The organism is Pseudomonas corrugata (assembly GCF_050920615.1).
Lineage (GTDB): Bacteria > Pseudomonadota > Gammaproteobacteria > Pseudomonadales > Pseudomonadaceae > Aquipseudomonas > Aquipseudomonas corrugata.
In genome coordinates this window covers 5,140,954-5,157,548 of the sequence record NZ_CP130434.1, presented here as the reverse complement: position 1 = coordinate 5,157,548, position 16,595 = coordinate 5,140,954, and the positions used below count along the sequence as shown (strand labels likewise).

Here is a 16,595-nt window from a genome sequence, read left to right as displayed (position 1 = left end):
GTGCGACCTTATGACGCAGTATAGAAAGGACTCATCCCGAGGGGGATGGGGGGCTTAGAGCAAATCGCGCTGTAGGTTGGCGGGTTAATCGCCGATAGGTCTGTGTACACCATCTTGAAACGGGTGAATAACCCTGTGGCGAGGGGATTTATCCCCGCTGGGGTGCGAAGCAGCCCCCTACGTTCGGCCTGACCCACCGTTGGTTGCATTGAGATATTGGGGCCGCTACGCGCCCCAGCGGGGATAAATCCCCTCGCCACAACAGGGTTGCCAGCCTCTTCGCCGCAGGCCTGTTTTTGCGTAAAATGCCGGCCCTTCGTCACACCTCACGGATTTCGCGTCATGGGCACTCTTACGGTCAACCAGAACAAACTGCAAAAGCGCCTGCGCCGCCTGGCGGGTGAGGCGGTTGCCGATTTCAACATGATTGAAGACGGCGACAAGGTCATGGTCTGCCTGTCCGGTGGCAAGGACAGCTACACCATGCTCGATGTGCTGATGCACCTGCAGAAGGTTGCGCCGATCAAGTTCGACATCGTCGCGGTGAACATGGACCAGAAGCAGCCGGGGTTCCCCGAGGATGTGCTGCCGGCGTACCTCGAATCGCTGGGCGTGGAGTACCACATCGTCGAGAAAGACACCTACTCGGTGGTCAAGGAACTGATTCCGGAAGGCAAGACTACCTGTTCGCTGTGCTCACGCCTGCGTCGCGGCACGCTCTACACCTTCGCCGACGAGATCGGCGCAACCAAGATGGCCCTGGGGCATCACCGCGACGACATCGTCGAGACGTTCTTCCTGAACATGTTCTTCAACGGCTCGCTCAAGGCCATGCCGCCCAAGCTGCGCGCCGATGATGGGCGCAACGTGGTGATCCGCCCGCTGGCCTATTGCAGCGAGAAGGACATCCAGGCCTATTCGGATCTCAAGCAATTCCCGATCATCCCCTGCAACCTTTGCGGTTCCCAGGAGAACCTGCAGCGCCAGGTGGTCAAGGAGATGCTCCAGGAGTGGGAACGCAAGACGCCAGGCCGTACCGAGAGCATCTTCCGCGGTTTGCAGAACGTCGTCCCGTCCCAGTTGGCGGATCGCAACCTGTTCGATTTCACCAACCTGCGTATCGATGAAAGCGCGGCATCGCGTTTCGTCAATGTGGTGAATATCTAGTTGTTTACACTGGACCCCAGGAGAGGGAATGCGCGATTACAAGTGGCTGCATGAGTACTGTCTGAACCGCTTCGGTTCGACGGCTGAACTGGAAGCCCACCTGCCTGTTCCCAAGACTCCGGCGCAGTTGCGCAAGATTGGTGACGATCGCTACCTCTCGACCATGGCATTGCGGGTCTTTCGCGCCGGTCTCAAGCACAGTCTGGTCGATGCCAAGTGGCCGGCGTTCGAAGAGGTGTTCTACAAATTCGATCCGGAAAAAGTCGTGCTGATGAGTGCCGAGCACCTGGAGCGGTTGATGCAGGATGCGCGGATCATCCGGCATCTGGGCAAGCTCAAGAGCGTGCCCCGCAACGCGCAGTTGATATTGGACGTGGCCCATGAAAAAGGCAGCTTCGGCGCGTTGATCGCCGACTGGCCGGTGACCGACATCGTTGGCTTGTGGACCTACCTGAAAAAGCATGGCCATCAACTGGGCGGCCTGTCGGCTCCGCGTTTTTTACGGATGACGGGCAAGGACACCTTCGTGCCCAGCTATGACGTGGTGGCGGCGCTCAATGCCCAGGACATCATCGACAAAGTCCCCACCAGCCTGCGGGACCTGGCGACGGTGCAGAATGCTTTCAATCAGTGGCATGAAGAGAGTGGCGGGCGGCCGATGTCGCAGCTTTCGATGATGCTGGCTTACACAGTGAATCATTGAGACCGGGTCGCATCCACCGCCAGCAGGCTCGCTCCCACATTCGCAATGCATTTCCCTGTGGGAGCGAGCCTGCTCGCGATAGCGGTCTATCAGGCGACGGAGATGTCACCCTCGCCAGCCAACCGCCGGTTCAACTGAAACCGCCAGCGCACATACAGCAACGCCGAGCAGAACACCGCCACGCTCGCGAGCATTTCCATCACGCCGAACAGTTGCCGGTTCGGGTCATAGGCCGCCAGTGCGCCCTTGATGAAATACAGGTTCACCACGAAGCACATCCAGGAATGGCCGCGAGCGCTGCCGGTGAGCATGCCGGGGGCCAGTATCAATAACGGGACCAACTCGATCAGCAGGATCACCCAGGGACGCGCGCCGTGCAGATCGGCGATCAGCAGGTAATACACACTGAGTACCCCCACCAGGCCGAAAAAGCACAGCAGGCTGAGGACGCGGGCGATGCGCACGCGCGGCTCCAGCCACTGGATCGAGGGGAGGATCTTCGGCTTCTTAGCCACGGCCGCTCTCCAGCAATTGTGCGGTTTTCGCCAGGCGCGAACCCAAGGCACGGCAAAGGACGACTTCATGTTCGTTCAAGCCGCTTTTACCGTCACTCCCGGCATGATGGCTCGGCCCGTAAGGCGTACCGCCGCCCTCGGTATCGATCAGAGCCGATTCGCTGTAGGGCAGGCCAGTGATCAGCATGCCGTGGTGCAGCAGCGGCAGCATCATCGACAGCAGGGTGGTTTCCTGGCCGCCGTGCAGGCTCGCGGTGGAGGTGAACACCCCTGCCGGCTTGCCCACCAGGGCACCGGTCAGCCAAAGGTTGCTGGTACCGTCGAGAAAGTATTTGAGCGGCGCCGCCATATTGCCGAAACGGGTCGGGCTGCCCAGGGCCAGGCCGGCACAGTTCTTCAAATCATCGAGGGTGGCATACAGCGGGCCTTGCTCGGGTATCTCCGGGGCCACCGCTTCGCACTCGGTTGAAATTGCCGGCACCGTGCGCAGCCGTGCTTCCATCCCGGCCTGTTCGATACCGCGAGCGATCTGCCGGGCCATTTCGTTGGTGGAGCCACTACGGCTGTAATACAACACCAGGATGTAAGGTGTGCTCACGGCAGGATCTCCAGGATCTTCTCCGGCGGACGGCCGATCACGGCTTTGTCGGCGGTTTCAAGAATCGGCCGTTCCATGAGTTTCGGGTGGGCGGCAATGGCTGCGATCAATTGCGCCTGGCTCAGGCTTTCGTCGGCCAGGTTCAGACTTGTGTATTCGTCCTCGCCGGTGCGCAGCAGTTGCCGGGCCGTGATGCCGAGCTTGCCCAGCAGCCGTTCGAGCTGTGCTGCATCGGGTGGGGTTTCCAGGTAGCGGACCACGGTGGGCGTCAGGCCCCGGGCCTCCAACAGTTCCAGCGCACCGCGGGATTTAGAGCAGCGCGGGTTGTGATAAAGCGTCAGATCGGTCATGAGCGGGTCGCATCTTGCGTAAGGTGGCGGCTATTCTACTGTGCCACGATGGGTCGTGGCAGCGTTCACATTCAGACAAGGATTGGGCACATGGCAAGGCGATTGACGGCGGCATTGGCATTGATGGGCATCCTGTTGCTCGCTGGTTGCGGAAACGACTACGGAGTCGACCAGAACGGCCAGGCGATTGCCTCGCAACGGCTGGACAAACAGTGGGTAGTCATCAACTACTGGGCCGAATGGTGTGCACCGTGCCGCACCGAGATCCCGGAATTCAACGCCCTGGCCGAACAGCTCAAGGGACGCAACGTTGGTGTGTTCGGAGTCAATTTCGATCAGGTGCAGGGCGAAGAGCTCAAAAGCGCCAGCGACAAGATGGGCATCCGGTTCACTGTGCTGGCCCGGGACCCGGCCGAGATCTTCGACCTGCCTCGCAGCGAAGGATTGCCAGTGACCTACATCATCGACAACCAGGGCAAGGTGCGCGAGCAATTGCTGGGTGAGCAGACGGCGGCGGGGGTGATGGCGAAGCTTGAGGGGTTGCAGGCGTTTAAATAGCACTTCGTGGCGGGGAGGTTGTGAGGGCTGTTGTGGAGAGGGGATTTATCCCCTCGCCACAGGGCCCAGCCAGGCTCAAGAGCTCAGCTTGGAGGCTCAACCCTCTTCCAGCCACCACCGCAACGGCTTGCCTTGGGCCGGCCAGAAGCGTACCTGCTCGATGGGCGAGATGTCCCAGCGTTCGACCTTCTCCAGCGTCTGCAGAAAACGCGACTCCTGCTCCATCACGGCCGGGCCGCAGAGCTTGCGGGTGCTGCCGATTTTGCCGAAGCTCAAGCGGTGGCCTTCCAGGGTATAGGGGGCGAACCAGTGATTGCAGCCGGCATTGCCATAGGCTCGGCCATCCTCCCCCAGAGTGATGGTCAGGTGGCTGTAGTCCATCAATGGCCGTTCACCGATCCATTCCAGGATGTAGCTGCGGTTCTGTTGCAACTGTACAGGTTCGGCGGCACAGCCCATCAGACTCATGCCGATCAACATGGACAGGGCAAGAGGTTTCATCAGGCGGCTTCCCGGCAGGTCGGGCACAGGTGCTTTTCACCCACGCTGGTCCAGCCCAGCTCGGCGATGCGTGCGCTGGCGGCTGGTTTCTGGGCCTTGACGCCGAGCTTGGCGTCGACGGCAAATTCGAAGCTCAGCTCCTTGGCGCAACTGTCGCAGTTGACCTGCCAGGTGTGGATCGCCAACTCGCCGAACACCGGGCCGGTGGTCATGGCGGTCCATTGGCCCATGGGCTTGAGCAGGTGGCGAACGGTGTCCACGGTCAGGCGCATGGACAGGTCCTTGCTGCCCTTGAGGGTGACCAGCAGTACATCGTTGGCCTGGATCGAACCGCCGTTGCCGGTGACCTGATAGCGGCCCGGCGCCAGTGCGCGGACTTCGGTCAGGGTGTGCTGCGGGTTCATCAGGGTGTAGCGGAAATCGTGCTCGGCCATGGGTCCTCCAAAATAGGCGCCACATGCTAGCACGGGGCATGGGTGGGATGGCCCGGATGCGACGAACTCCTCCTTCCCCTATGGGAGCGAGCCTGCTCGCGATGACGACAGATCAGTCGGCATTGATGTCAGCTGACAGACCGCAATCGCGAGCAGGCTCGTTCCCACAGGGATTGGCGTCGGGTTGGCTTTAGTCGTTCACCAGGTTTTGCGGGGTGCCGCTCGCCCAGGCTGCGATGTTGTCCAGGGTGGTCGCGGCGATTGCGTCCAGCGCTTCATGGGTCAGGAACGCCTGGTGCGCGGTGACCACCACGTTGGGGAAAGTCAGAAGCCGGGCCAGCACGTCGTCCTGCAAAGGTTGGTCGGAGCGGTCCTTGAAAAACAACTGGGCCTCTTCTTCATAGACATCCAGCCCCAGGTAGCCCAACTGACCGCTTTTCAGCGCTTCGATCAGGGCCGGTGTATCCACCAGACCGCCGCGTCCGGTATTGATCAGCATGGCGCCTGGTTGCATCGTCGCCAGCGAGTCGGCGTTGATCAGGTGTCGGCTCTGTTCGTTCAGCGGGCAATGCAGGCTGATGATCTGTGCTTGCGCCAGCAGATCGGCCAGGGGCAAATAGCGAGCGCCCAAGGCTTCGACTTGAGGGTTGGGGTAGGGGTCGTAAGCCAGCAACCGGCAGCCGAAGCCGGCCATGATCCGTGCAAACGTTGCGCCGATCTGTCCGGTGCCGACCACCCCCACAGTCTTGCCCACCAGGTCGAATCCGGTCAGGCCATGGAGGCTGAAGTTGCCATCGCGGGTACGGTTATAGGCGCGATGCAGGCAGCGATTAAGTGCCATGATCAACGCTACTGCATGTTCGGCCACGGCATGGGGCGAGTAGGCCGGCACCCGGACGATACTCAACCCCAGGCGTCTGGCTGCGGGCAGGTCGACATGGTTGTAGCCAGCTGAGCGCAGGGCGATCAACCGGGTCCCGCCGTGCGCCAGCCGTTCCAGCACAGGGGCGCTCAGGTCATCGTTGATGAATGCACACACCACCTCCTGCCGCTCGGCCAAGGCCACGGTGTCCAGGTTCAAGCGGGCTGGCTGGAATTGCAGTTCAAGGCCGGCGGGCAGCGGGGCTTTGGTGAAACTGTCTCGGTCGTAGGTCTGGCTGCTGAATAGAATCACGCGCATGGCGGCCTCCTGGCACTTTGAAGGGTGTCAGTTTAGCCGCCATCGCACCTGTGCTTATTGCCCTGGATCAGGCGCTGATGCGTGCCTCGCTGGCCAGCCTGTCAATGGCCCGATCCAGGTCTTCCAGGGCGACCGCGGCCTTGGGATCCTGTTGCTTGAGCAGGGTTTCGCTGCGCTGGCAGGCGGCACGCAATTGCGGGACGCCGCAGTAGCGTGTGGCGCCATGCAGGCGATGGACCCGCTCGATCAGGGCGTTTTGATCGTTGGCCTCGCTGGCCTGGCGAATCGCTTCGCGGTCGGCTTCCAGGGATGCCAGCAGCATCGCCAGCATGTCTGCCGCCAGATCGGCCTTGCCGGCGGCCAGGCGCAGGCCTTCTTCATGATCAAGCACCAGCAGTTCACTGCCGCCCTGGGCATCGAAGCCTCGCTCCGGGGATTGATTACGCAGGGCCAGGCCGGTCCATTTGAGCACCACCTGGGCCAGTTGCCGCTCGCTGATGGGTTTGGTCAGGTAGTCGTCCATGCCGCTTTGCAGCAGGGCGCGCTTTTCGTTGGCCATGGCGTGGGCGGTGAGGGCGACGATCGGCAGCGGCGTGCAATGTCGCTCGCTCTCCCACTGGCGGATGGCCTCGGTACTCTGGCGGCCATCCATGCCGGGCATCTGCACGTCCATCAGGACCAGGTCGAAGGTTTCCTTTTGCACGGCCTGGACCGCGGCATAGCCGCTTTCCACCGCCAGCACCTTGGCGCCCATGTCTTCGAGCAGGGTTTGCACGAGCAACAGGTTGGCCGGGTTGTCGTCCACGCACAGCACCTTGGGCGCGCGGCTGGACACCGGTTCGTTGGGTTCGTTGCGCGGCGGGCGCGGGTTGACCAGGTCGGACAGCGAGCGGCGCAACTTGCGGGTACAGGCCGGCTTGGCCTGCAACTGACTGTGTGGGTTGGGCACCGAGAGGTGGTACAGGGTCTGTTCGGTGGTCGGACACAGCACCAGAACCTTGCAGCCCAGGTGCTCAAGGTCCCAGATATGCTGGTTGAGACGCTCCGGTGGCATATCGTTGCTGGTGATGCCCAGCACGGCCAGGTCGATGGCCTGGTCGGTCTGGTGGGCGATGGTCACGCCGTTGGTCAGGCTTTCCAGGGTATTGAATGGCGTTACCTGCAAACCGCAGTCTTCGAGTTGATGCTGCAAGGCCTGGCGGGCCAGTTCATGGTTTTCCAGCAGGGCCACGTGGCGACCCAGCAACGGCGGGCCGGGCAAGTCCTCGGCGTCGTCACGGGTCTTGGGCAGGCGCAGGCTGATCCAGAACTCCGAACCTTCGCCCGGTGTGCTGTCGACCCCGATCTCGCCGCCCATCTGTTCCACCAGGCGCTTGGAAATCACCAGGCCCAGCCCGGTGCCACCCGGTTGCCGCGACAGCGAGTTGTCGGCCTGGCTGAACGCCTGGAACAGTGCCCGCACATCCTGGTTCGACAGGCCGATACCGGTGTCCTGGATGCTGATGCGCAGTTGCACGCTGTCTTCATGTTCGTCTTCGAGCATGGCCCGGGCAACGATGGTGCCTTCGCGGGTGAACTTGATGGCGTTGCTCACCAGGTTGGTGAGGATCTGCTTGAGTCGCAGCGGATCGCCCACCAGCGACAACGGGGTATCGCGGTAGACCAGGCTCACCAGCTCCAGCTGTTTGGCGTGGGCGGCGGGAGCGAGGATGGTCAGGGTGTCCTGCAACAGATCCCGAAGGTTGAACGGAATGCTGTCGAGCACCAGTTTGCCGGCCTCGATCTTCGAAAAATCAAGAATCTCATTGATGATGCCCAACAGACTGTCGGCGGATTTTTCGATGGTGCCCAGGTAATCGAGCTGGCGCGGGGTCAGTTCGCTCTTCTGCAGCAGGTGCGTGAAGCCGAGGATGCCATTGAGGGGCGTACGGATTTCATGGCTCATGTTCGCCAGGAACTCGGACTTGATCCGGCTTGCTTCCAGGGCCTCCTTGCGGGCCAGGTCCAGCTCGATGTTCTGGATCTCGATGGTTTCCAGGTTCTGGCGCACGTCTTCGGTGGCCTGGTCGATGCTGTGCTGCAATTCCTCCTGGGCGTTCTGCAAGGTACTGGCCATTCGGTTGATGCCCGACGCGAGCTCATCCAGCTCCTGGCTGCCCAACGGGGGCAGGCGGGTTTCCAGGTGACCATCCTTGAGTTGCGCCACGGCCAGCTTGATCTGGCTCAGCGGCCGATTGATCGTGCGGCCCATGCGCAAGGCCAGCAATGCGGTCAGTCCCAGACCGGCGGTTATCAGCAACAGGCTGGCAAACAGGCTGCGGTAACCGCGCAGCAGCATGCTGCTGTGGGACAACTCCAGCTCGACCCAGCCCAGCAGGCGGTCGGCTTCTTCGGGGATCAGTTCGCCGGCGAGGTTGCGATGCTTGCCGAATACCGGCAGCAGGTAGCGCGTGGCATCGTTGCCGGTGCGTTGCAGCAGTTGGGTGCTGTTGCCTTCCGGCGCGCGGTTGAGCATGGTCGGGCCGGCATGGGCCAGTGGCGTTCGGTCGGGGGCGAGGAACGTCACGGCGCGCACGTCCGTCTGCTCGAGGGACTGGGTGGCGATGCGCTCCAGCAGATCGCTGTCCTGGCGACTCATGGCCGGGGCGACCAGCGGGGCAAGCTGTTCGGCGATCATCTCGCCACGCTGCAGCAACTGGGCATGCAGGTCCGATTGCTGCATCCAGGTAAAATAGCCGCCCAGGACCAGCGCCATCAGGCTGGTCGGCAACAAGGTCAGCAACAGCACGCGGCCTTTGATTCCCAGTTTCTTGAGCACACTTGTCTCCTGCATCCAGCGGTCTGATCGACTTTGCGCGCATCCGGCACGCAACACCTTGGCAGTGTAGCGATTTGCAGGCGGGCTATCTCCGTAAAATTCATGTCGCTGTGCATCCATGCGGGCCTTATTCCCATAAGCCATAACCACCGCACTTTGCGTGATATGGCCAGGCAGGGTTTGCCGGTATGATAGGCGCCCCCGCAGCCCGGATTGCGAATACGCCATGACTGTGCAATACCCCACCATCGCCGATTGCGTCGGCAACACCCCGCTGGTCCGTTTGCAGCGCCTGCCCGGCGCGACCAGCAATACGCTTCTGCTCAAGCTCGAAGGGAACAACCCGGCGGGTTCGGTCAAGGACCGGCCGGCGCTGTCGATGATTACCCGTGGCGAGTTGCGCGGGCAGATCCAGCCCGGTGACACGTTGATCGAGGCGACCTCCGGCAACACCGGGATTGCCCTGGCGATGGCGGCGGCGATCAAGGGCTACAAGATGATCCTGATCATGCCCGACAACTCCAGCGCCGAGCGCAAGGCCGCGATGACCGCCTACGGCGCCGAGTTGATCCTTGTCACCAAGGACGAAGGCATGGAAGGCGCCCGGGACCTGGCCGAGCGGATGCAGGCCGAGGGTCGCGGCAAGGTGCTCGACCAGTTCGCCAACGGCGACAATCCCGAGGCCCACTACACCAGTACCGGCCCGGAGATCTGGCGCCAGACCGACGGCACCATCACCCATTTCGTCAGCTCGATGGGCACCACCGGCACCATCATGGGCACCTCGCGCTATTTGAAGGAACAGAACCCGAACGTGCAGATCATCGGCCTGCAACCGATGGAAGGCGCCTCCATTCCCGGCATTCGTCGCTGGCCCGAGGAGTATCTGCCGAAGATCTACCAGGCTGACCGTGTGGACCGCATCATCGACATGGCCCAGAGCGAAGCCGAGGACGTGACCCGTCGCCTGGCCCGCGAAGAAGGCATTTTCTGCGGCGTATCGTCCGGCGGAGCCGTGGCGGGCATGCTGCGTTTGTCGAAGGAAGTTGAAAACGCAGTGATCGTCGCGATCATCTGCGACCGCGGCGACCGCTACCTGTCCACCGGCATTTTCGACGCGTCCAACTGATGGCCAAGCATGAAAGAGGCTTGCGCTTCCAGCCCAGCGGCGGAAGCCGGGCCCCACAAGTGCCGACCGGCAAAAAGCAGCGCTTGATCATCGAGCGCCTGGCCAACGATGGCCGGGGCATCGCGTTTGTCGACGGGCGCACCTGGTTCGTCATCGGCGCCCTGGCCGGCGAAGAGGTCGAGGCGCGGGTGCTCGGTGCCCATGGCAAGGTGGTCGAGGCACGCACCGAGCGGGTGTTTCAGGCCAGTGAACTGCGCCGCGCTGCGCCGTGCATCCATGCCGGTCGATGTGGCGGTTGCAGCGTTCAACACCTGCCCCACGACGAACAGCTCGCCCTGAAACAGCGCATGCTCGCCGAGCAATTGTCGCGGGTCGCCGGTGTGGCGCCGGACGAATGGGCTGCGCCGCTGAGCGGGCCGGAATTCGCTTACCGGCGCCGCGCCCGCGTGGCGGTACGCTGGGACCAGAAAGCGAAGAAACTTGAGGTCGGATTCCGTGCCGTCGGCAGCCAGGACATTGTCGCCATCGGCGATTGCCCGGTGCTGGTACAGCCTTTGCAGCCGATCATGAGCCGCTTGCCGGACATGCTCCGCCGCTTGAGCAAACCCCAGGCGCTGGGACATGTGGAATTGTTTGCCGGCTCGTCCCTGGCGGTATTGCTGCGGCACATGGCGCCGCTGTCGGATGCCGACTTGACGATCCTCAAGGATTTTTGCGCGTTCCATGAAGCCCAACTGTGGCTGCATGGCGAAGGCGAGCCACAACCGGCCGAATCGGGACTGACACTGGGCTATCGCCTGGACACCTGGGACCTGAACCTGGCTTATCGGCCGGGGGATTTCATCCAGGTGAACGCCGGGGTCAACGAGGCGATGATTGCCCAGGCCCTGCAGTGGCTGGCGCCGCGATCCGAGGAGCGGGTGCTGGATCTGTTTTGCGGTCTGGGCAACTTTGCCTTGCCGTTGGCCCGGTGCGTGCGTGAGGTGGTGGCCGTGGAAGGCGTGCAGACCATGGTGGATCGGGCGGCGGCCAATGCCGTCAGCAATAATTTGCATAACACTGCCTTTTTTCAGGCCGATTTATCCCAGCCACTGGCGGGTGCCGAGTGGATCGGCGAAGGCTTTTCTGCGGTACTCTTGGACCCACCCCGTGACGGTGCTTTCGAGGTGGTGCGCAAGCTGGCGTCCCTGGGCGCCAAGCGGTTGGTTTATGTATCGTGCAACCCGGCAACTTTGGCCCGGGATACGGTCGAATTGATCAAGCAGGGCTACCGGTTAAAACGTGCCGGGATTCTCGATATGTTTCCTCAAACGGCGCATGTCGAGGCCATGGCGTTATTTGAAGCGAGCCAGGATGGCTTGTCCGACTGACCCGTTCGTGTCACCCCGCCACAGCCCTGGGCGGAAACATGGGCAACGAAGGTCAGCGATGTTGACGCATTGAATCTGCGTCGTAGGGAAGGTAAGTAAAGATGGTACAGGTGAGAGCACACCAGCCGATCAACACCGACGGCAGTATCAATCTCGAGGCTTGGCTCGATCACGCGGTCAGTATCGACATGGCACTGGATCGCGAAGCCTTGAAGGAAGCCTGCGAGTTCGCTCGCGAGGCGGAGCAGCAACACAACGCAGCGAAGAACCTCTGGGCCGAAGGTACGTCGAGTTTTCAGACGGGCCTGGAGATCGCCGAGATCCTCGCCGACCTCAAGCTCGACCAGGATTCGCTGGTAGCCGCCGTGCTGTACCGTGGCGTGCGCGAAGGCCAGATCCAGCTGTCGGTGGTCAGCCAGCGCTTCGGCGCGGTGGTGGCCAAGCTGATCGATGGCGTGCTGCGCATGGCGGCCATCAGCGCCAGCCTCAGTCCGCGTCATTCCATGGTCCTGGGTACCCAGGGCCAGGTGGAAAACCTGCGCAAGATGCTCGTGGCCATGGTCGACGACGTGCGCGTTGCGCTGATCAAGCTGGCCGAGCGCACTTGCGCGATCCGCGCGGTGAAAGCCGCCGACGACGAAAAACGCAATCGTGTCGCCCGGGAGGTGTTCGACATCTATGCCCCCCTGGCTCACCGTTTGGGCATCGGTCATATCAAGTGGGAGCTGGAGGATTTGTCCTTCCGCTACCTGGAACCGGATCAGTACAAACAAATCGCCAAGCTGCTGCATGAGCGGCGCCTGGACCGCGAGCGCTTCATCACCGACGTGATGACCCAACTGCGGGAAGAACTGCAGGCCACGGGCGTGGAGGCCGACATCAGCGGCCGGGCCAAGCACATCTATTCGATCTGGCGCAAAATGCAGCGCAAGGGTCTGGAGTTCAGCCAGATCTATGACGTGCGCGCCGTTCGCGTGCTGGTCCCGGAAATGCGCGACTGCTACACCGCGCTGGGGATCGTCCATACCTTGTGGCGGCACATTCCGAAGGAGTTCGACGACTACATCGCCAACCCCAAGGAAAATGGCTATCGCTCGCTACACACCGCGGTGATCGGTCCCGAGGGCAAGGTGCTGGAAGTGCAGATCCGCACCCACGCCATGCACGAGGAAGCCGAGCTGGGTGTCTGCGCCCACTGGAAATACAAGGGCACCGACGTCAAGTCCGGGTCCAACCACTACGAAGAGAAAATCTCCTGGCTGCGCCAGGTGCTCGAATGGCACGAGGAACTGGGCGACATCGGTGGCCTGGCGGAACAGCTGCGGGTGGATATCGAGCCGGACCGGGTCTACATCTTCACCCCTGACGGCCACGCCATCGACCTGCCCAAGGGCGCGACGCCGCTGGACTTCGCCTACCGGGTCCACACCGAGATCGGCCACAACTGCCGTGGTGCCAAGATCAACGGGCGGATCGTGCCGCTCAACTACAGTCTGCAGACCGGTGAGCAGGTCGAGATCATCACCAGCAAGCACGGTACGCCGAGCCGCGACTGGCTGAACCCGAACCTGGGCTACATCACCACCTCCCGGGCGCGGGCGAAAATCGTCCACTGGTTCAAGTTGCAGGCCCGCGACCAGAACGTCGCCGCCGGCAAGACCCTGATCGAGCGCGAACTCAGTCGCCTGGGCCTGCCGCAGGTGGATTTCGACAAGCTGGCCGAAAAGGCCAACATGAAAACCGCCGAGGACATGTTCGCCGCCCTTGGGGCCGGCGACCTGCGCCTGGCGCAACTGGTCAACCTGGCCCAGCAACTGGTGGAGCCGGAGCGGGGCAACGAACAACTGGAGCTGATCCCACGCAAGGCCACCGGCTACAAACCGGGCAAGCGCGGCGATATACAGATCCAGGGCGTGGGCAACCTGATGACCCAGATGGCCGGTTGCTGCCAGCCGTTGCCGGGGGATGCGATCGTCGGCTACATCACCCAGGGGCGTGGCGTGAGCATTCACCGCCAGGACTGTGCCTCGGTGCTGCAACTGGCCGGTCGCGAACCCGAGCGGATCATCCAGGTCAGTTGGGGGCCGGTGCCGGTGCTCACCTATCCGGTGGACATCGTCATCCGCGCCTACGACCGCTCCGGGCTGCTGCGGGACGTGTCCCAGGTGCTGCTGAACGAGCGCATCAACGTGCTGGCGGTCAACACCCGCTCGAACAAGGAAGACAACACCGCGCTGATGTCCCTGACCATCGAGATTCCGGGGCTGGATGCGCTGGGACGGTTGTTGGGGCGGATCTCCCAGTTGCCGAACATCATCGAGACCCGGCGTAACCGGACGCCGGGTTAAGCGCAGTCAAAAAATGTGGAAGCAAGCGGGTGGGAGCAAAGCTTGCTCGCGATAACGGGGTTTCAGTCAGCATTCATGTTGTTGACCAGACCGCCATCGCGAGCGAGCTTTGCTCCCACAGGCTCGCTCCCACAGGGTTTTGTGTGACGAGATGGATTTATGTATAGCCTTGAAGACCTGCTCCACCTGATGAGCCGCCTGCGGGATCCGCAGTACGGTTGCCCGTGGGACATCAAGCAGACCTGGGAGACGATTGTCCCCCATACCCTGGAGGAAGCCTACGAAGTGGCCGATGCGATCGAGCGCGGTGACTTCGATCATGTGCAGGGTGAGTTGGGCGATCTGCTGTTCCAGGTGGTGTATTACAGCCAGTTGGCCCGGGAAGAAAACCGCTTTGAATTTGCCGGCGTGGTCGACAGCATCACCCGCAAGCTGATCCGTCGTCATCCCCATGTGTTTCCTACCGGCGACCTGTACGCGCCGCTGGATGTGCCGCGCCTGAGCGAAGAGCAGGTCAAGCAGCGCTGGGAGGAAATCAAGGCCGAGGAGCGGGCCGAGAAGTCCGCCGCGCCGCTGCAGTTGTCGCTGCTCGACGATGTGCCTGGCGCATTGCCGGCGCTGTCCCGTTCGGCCAAATTGCAGAAGCGTGCCGGACAGGTCGGTTTCGATTGGCCGGACGCCTTGCCGGTGCTCGACAAGGTTCGGGAAGAGCTGGATGAAGTGCTCGAAGCCATGGCGGAAAACGATCAGGCGGCAGTCACCGACGAGATCGGTGATCTGCTGTTTTCGGTCGTCAACCTGGCCCGGCACCTCAAGGTCGATCCGGAAGGCGCACTGCGTGGCGCCAATGCCAAGTTCGAGCGACGTTTCCGATTTATCGAACAGGCATTGCGCGACACCCACCGTCCCATGGAAGATTGCACCCTCGAAGAGTTGGACGCCTTGTGGGGCGAAGCCAAACGTCAGGAAAAGAATTTGCCCAGCTGCGGCTGAGGCCGTTGCCTAAGTGAGTAAGCACCATGAGCCTTTCCCTTCGCGACCAGTTGCTCAAAGCAGGGCTGGTCAACCAAAAGCAGGTCAAGCAGGTCGGCAAGGACAAGCAGAAGCAGCAGCGCCTGGCCCATAAAGGCCAGATCGAACTGGATGACTCCCAGCAGCGCGCCGCCCAGGAAGCCATGGCCGAGAAGGCCCGGCGCGACCAGGAACTCAACCGTCAGCAACAGGAGAAGGCCGAGCAGAAGGCCCGTGCCGCGCAGATCAAGCAATTGATCGAAGTGTCGCGCCTGCCAAAGTTGACCACTGAGGATTACTACAACTTCGTCGATGACAAGAAGGTCAAGCGTATCTCGGTAAACACTCTGATGCGCAACAAGCTGAGCAGCGGCTCGCTGGCGATCGTCCACCATGCCGGCGGCTACGAAGTGATCCCGCGTGAGGCCGCCTTGAAGATCCAGGAGCGAGACCCCAAGCGCATCGTCCAGCTCAATACCCAGACCGAAGAAGTGGATGCCGACGATCCGTATGCGGCGTATCAGATTCCTGATGATTTGATGTGGTAAACCTGGCGCAATGCCGGTGAGCTAAACCCAAAATCCTGTGGGAGCCGAGCTTGCTCGCGATGGCGGCGTATCAGTCAGTAAACGTATCGACTGACATACCGCCATCGCGAGCAAGCTCGGCTCCCACAGGGGGGGCTACAGGATCAGCGTTGTTCTTGGGATTCTGTTGTCTCATGGGTACGCTGGCTTTCCTCGCGCTCCAACTCGGCCTTGTAGCGGTAGGCCTCCGTCTCGGAGTGGAACATCCCTACCAGTAGATCCTGTTGACGCACATCCCAGATCTGAATGCCGGCGGCAATGGCTTCGTGAGACATGTGGGCATCATCGCGTTCATTTACTTTCACAGTCATCTTGCAAACTCCAATCTCTGTCATCTGCAGCAAGGCGTGTGCAGGACTTTGTTATAGGTTTGGATAGTCTGCTAAGTAAATGCCCTGGTCGATTAAGAAGTTTTCATGAAAATCGCAACCATCCCCCAGGCCGGGTAGGGCGCGGCGTTTGGTCGCAGGGAGGGGTTCATGAAAAAGGTTTCATGTGGCAGAAACCACTCTTGAGTAATGCAGCCTTGCTCCCACAGAGCTCCCACAGAGTCGAAATCCAGGCAAAAAGAAGCCCCGCACTGGCGGGGCTTCTTTTGTTCGCATCGATCAGCTGCCTTTCACGGCCTTGCCGTTGACCGTGCCGTCCAGGAGCATGATGTTGTACTCCTTGCCGTCAGTCTCGACCTGTTGCAGGCGGACCAGCAGGTAGTCCCAGTCCTTGGCGAACCAGAGTACGGTGGTGCGTTTGCTCTGTGTCGGATCGCGGACCCGCTCGACCTTGATCGCGTCGATCCGGCCGGCCTTGGTGTCGACCTTTTCCGAGCCCAGCACGCGGAAGTCATAGGTGTCGACTTCGCCGTCATCGACGACCTGATAGCTCATGCTTTTCTTGCCTGCCGCGACGTCGTGCTGCAGGGCCAGCTGATAAGTGGATTTATCGACCATGCCACGGTTCAGCGGCAATTTCACCGCGTCACCGCGGTCGGTGCCGGTGACCATCTTCGTGCTCCAGTCGAAGTCCAGGTCGGCCTTCTTGGCCTTGCCCAGGCCACCGCGTTCGAAGTGGTAGGACTGCGGCAGCAGCGTGTCCTTGTCCAGGGTCAGGGTGCTTTCTTCCGTCAGGCTGGCAATAATCATCGACGCCTTGAAGCTCAGCTTCCAGGTGCCGTTGGCCTCCTTGGTCAGGCTGCGCTCGGCGGTGCCGCTCATGGGCAGCTGTTTCCAGTCGGCGGTGTAGCTTGCGGAGAACGGTTGAAGGTCTGAAGCCTGTGCCAGGGGCAAGGCAAGCAGAGCGCAGGCGAAGAGCAGGGCGCGACGCATAATA

At 61.8% G+C, this 16,595-nt stretch carries 17 protein-coding genes; 8 read left to right on the top strand and 9 right to left on the bottom strand.

Annotation, left to right across the window (positions count from 1 at the left end; translation table 11 throughout):
• Positions 1 to 342 precede the first annotated feature (342 nt).
• Complete coding sequence (gene ttcA, locus QZH45_RS22990) at positions 343 to 1,167, top strand: tRNA 2-thiocytidine(32) synthetase TtcA (RefSeq protein WP_024779753.1); 825 nt, start codon at positions 343 to 345, stop codon at positions 1,165 to 1,167.
• A gap of 28 nt (positions 1,168 to 1,195) precedes the next feature.
• Positions 1,196 to 1,870, top strand: coding sequence for a DNA-3-methyladenine glycosylase I (locus tag QZH45_RS22985; RefSeq protein WP_024779752.1), 675 nt, complete (start codon positions 1,196 to 1,198; stop codon positions 1,868 to 1,870).
• Positions 1,871 to 1,959: 89 nt separating this feature from the next.
• Here QZH45_RS22985 and QZH45_RS22980 read toward each other — a convergent pair whose 3' ends face one another.
• Genes QZH45_RS22980 through arsC form a run of 3 tightly spaced genes read right to left on the bottom strand, consistent with a single transcriptional unit; the run spans position 1,960 to position 3,333 of the window.
• A complete protein-coding gene (locus QZH45_RS22980) occupies positions 1,960 to 2,385 on the bottom strand; it encodes a DUF2069 domain-containing protein (protein ID WP_024779751.1) in 426 nt (141 codons plus the stop codon).
• Positions 2,378 to 2,983 (bottom strand): NAD(P)H:quinone oxidoreductase, encoded by a 606-nt coding sequence (gene wrbA / locus QZH45_RS22975; RefSeq protein ID WP_024779750.1) that lies wholly within the window; start codon positions 2,981 to 2,983, stop codon positions 2,378 to 2,380. The genes QZH45_RS22980 and wrbA overlap by 8 nt, the downstream gene beginning before the upstream one ends.
• A complete protein-coding gene (arsC, locus tag QZH45_RS22970) occupies positions 2,980 to 3,333 on the bottom strand; it encodes an arsenate reductase (glutaredoxin) (RefSeq protein WP_024779749.1) in 354 nt (117 codons plus the stop codon). The genes wrbA and arsC overlap by 4 nt, the downstream gene beginning before the upstream one ends.
• A gap of 90 nt (positions 3,334 to 3,423) precedes the next feature.
• On the opposite strand from arsC, the gene QZH45_RS22965 reads away from it, so the two are divergent.
• Positions 3,424 to 3,891 carry a TlpA disulfide reductase family protein gene (locus tag QZH45_RS22965; protein ID WP_024779748.1) on the top strand — a complete coding sequence of 156 codons (468 nt, stop codon included), beginning with the start codon at positions 3,424 to 3,426 and terminating at the stop codon, positions 3,889 to 3,891.
• A 96-nt stretch (positions 3,892 to 3,987) separates the two neighbouring features.
• On the opposite strand, the gene QZH45_RS22960 is transcribed toward QZH45_RS22965, so the two are convergent.
• The 4 genes from QZH45_RS22960 to QZH45_RS22945 form a co-directional block, all read right to left on the bottom strand.
• Positions 3,988 to 4,392: an META domain-containing protein gene (locus QZH45_RS22960; protein ID WP_024779747.1), complete on the bottom strand. Its 405-nt coding sequence runs from the start codon at positions 4,390 to 4,392 to the stop codon at positions 3,988 to 3,990.
• A complete protein-coding gene (locus QZH45_RS22955; protein WP_024779746.1) occupies positions 4,392 to 4,826 on the bottom strand; it encodes a hypothetical protein in 435 nt (144 codons plus the stop codon). The genes QZH45_RS22960 and QZH45_RS22955 overlap by 1 nt, the downstream gene beginning before the upstream one ends.
• Before the next feature lie 190 nt (positions 4,827 to 5,016).
• On the bottom strand, positions 5,017 to 6,006 hold the full coding sequence (locus QZH45_RS22950) for a 2-hydroxyacid dehydrogenase (RefSeq protein WP_055135214.1): 990 nt from the start codon (positions 6,004 to 6,006) through the stop codon (positions 5,017 to 5,019).
• Between the two features lie 67 nt (positions 6,007 to 6,073).
• A complete protein-coding gene (locus tag QZH45_RS22945; protein WP_024779744.1) occupies positions 6,074 to 8,824 on the bottom strand; it encodes a response regulator in 2,751 nt (916 codons plus the stop codon).
• 226 nt (positions 8,825 to 9,050) lie between these two features.
• On the opposite strand from QZH45_RS22945, the gene cysM reads away from it, so the two are divergent.
• The 5 genes from cysM to QZH45_RS22920 all read left to right on the top strand — a co-directional run bounded on the left by cysM (position 9,051) and on the right by QZH45_RS22920 (position 15,230).
• Positions 9,051 to 9,953: a cysteine synthase CysM gene (gene cysM, locus QZH45_RS22940; protein WP_055135194.1), complete on the top strand. Its 903-nt coding sequence runs from the start codon at positions 9,051 to 9,053 to the stop codon at positions 9,951 to 9,953.
• On the top strand, positions 9,953 to 11,323 hold the full coding sequence (gene rlmD / locus QZH45_RS22935) for a 23S rRNA (uracil(1939)-C(5))-methyltransferase RlmD (RefSeq protein WP_055135193.1): 1,371 nt from the start codon (positions 9,953 to 9,955) through the stop codon (positions 11,321 to 11,323). Before cysM ends, rlmD begins: the two co-directional genes overlap by 1 nt.
• 101 nt (positions 11,324 to 11,424) lie before the next feature.
• Complete coding sequence (gene relA, locus QZH45_RS22930; RefSeq protein ID WP_024779741.1) at positions 11,425 to 13,671, top strand: GTP diphosphokinase; 2,247 nt, start codon at positions 11,425 to 11,427, stop codon at positions 13,669 to 13,671.
• 159 nt (positions 13,672 to 13,830) lie between these two features.
• The gene (gene mazG / locus QZH45_RS22925; RefSeq protein WP_024779740.1) at positions 13,831 to 14,664 is read left to right on the top strand and encodes a nucleoside triphosphate pyrophosphohydrolase; all 834 of its coding nucleotides are present in this window, start codon (positions 13,831 to 13,833) and stop codon (positions 14,662 to 14,664) included.
• A gap of 26 nt (positions 14,665 to 14,690) precedes the next feature.
• On the top strand, positions 14,691 to 15,230 hold the full coding sequence (locus QZH45_RS22920) for a DUF2058 domain-containing protein (protein WP_024779739.1): 540 nt from the start codon (positions 14,691 to 14,693) through the stop codon (positions 15,228 to 15,230).
• 143 nt (positions 15,231 to 15,373) lie between these two features.
• Here the strand turns inward: QZH45_RS22920 and QZH45_RS22915 are convergent, their stop codons facing one another.
• Both QZH45_RS22915 and QZH45_RS22910 read right to left on the bottom strand, forming a co-directional pair.
• The gene (locus QZH45_RS22915) at positions 15,374 to 15,580 is read right to left on the bottom strand and encodes a hypothetical protein (RefSeq protein WP_024779738.1); all 207 of its coding nucleotides are present in this window, start codon (positions 15,578 to 15,580) and stop codon (positions 15,374 to 15,376) included.
• Between the two features lie 297 nt (positions 15,581 to 15,877).
• Positions 15,878 to 16,591, bottom strand: coding sequence for a DUF3108 domain-containing protein (locus tag QZH45_RS22910; protein ID WP_024779737.1), 714 nt, complete (start codon positions 16,589 to 16,591; stop codon positions 15,878 to 15,880).
• Between the last annotated feature and the right edge of the window lie 4 nt (positions 16,592 to 16,595).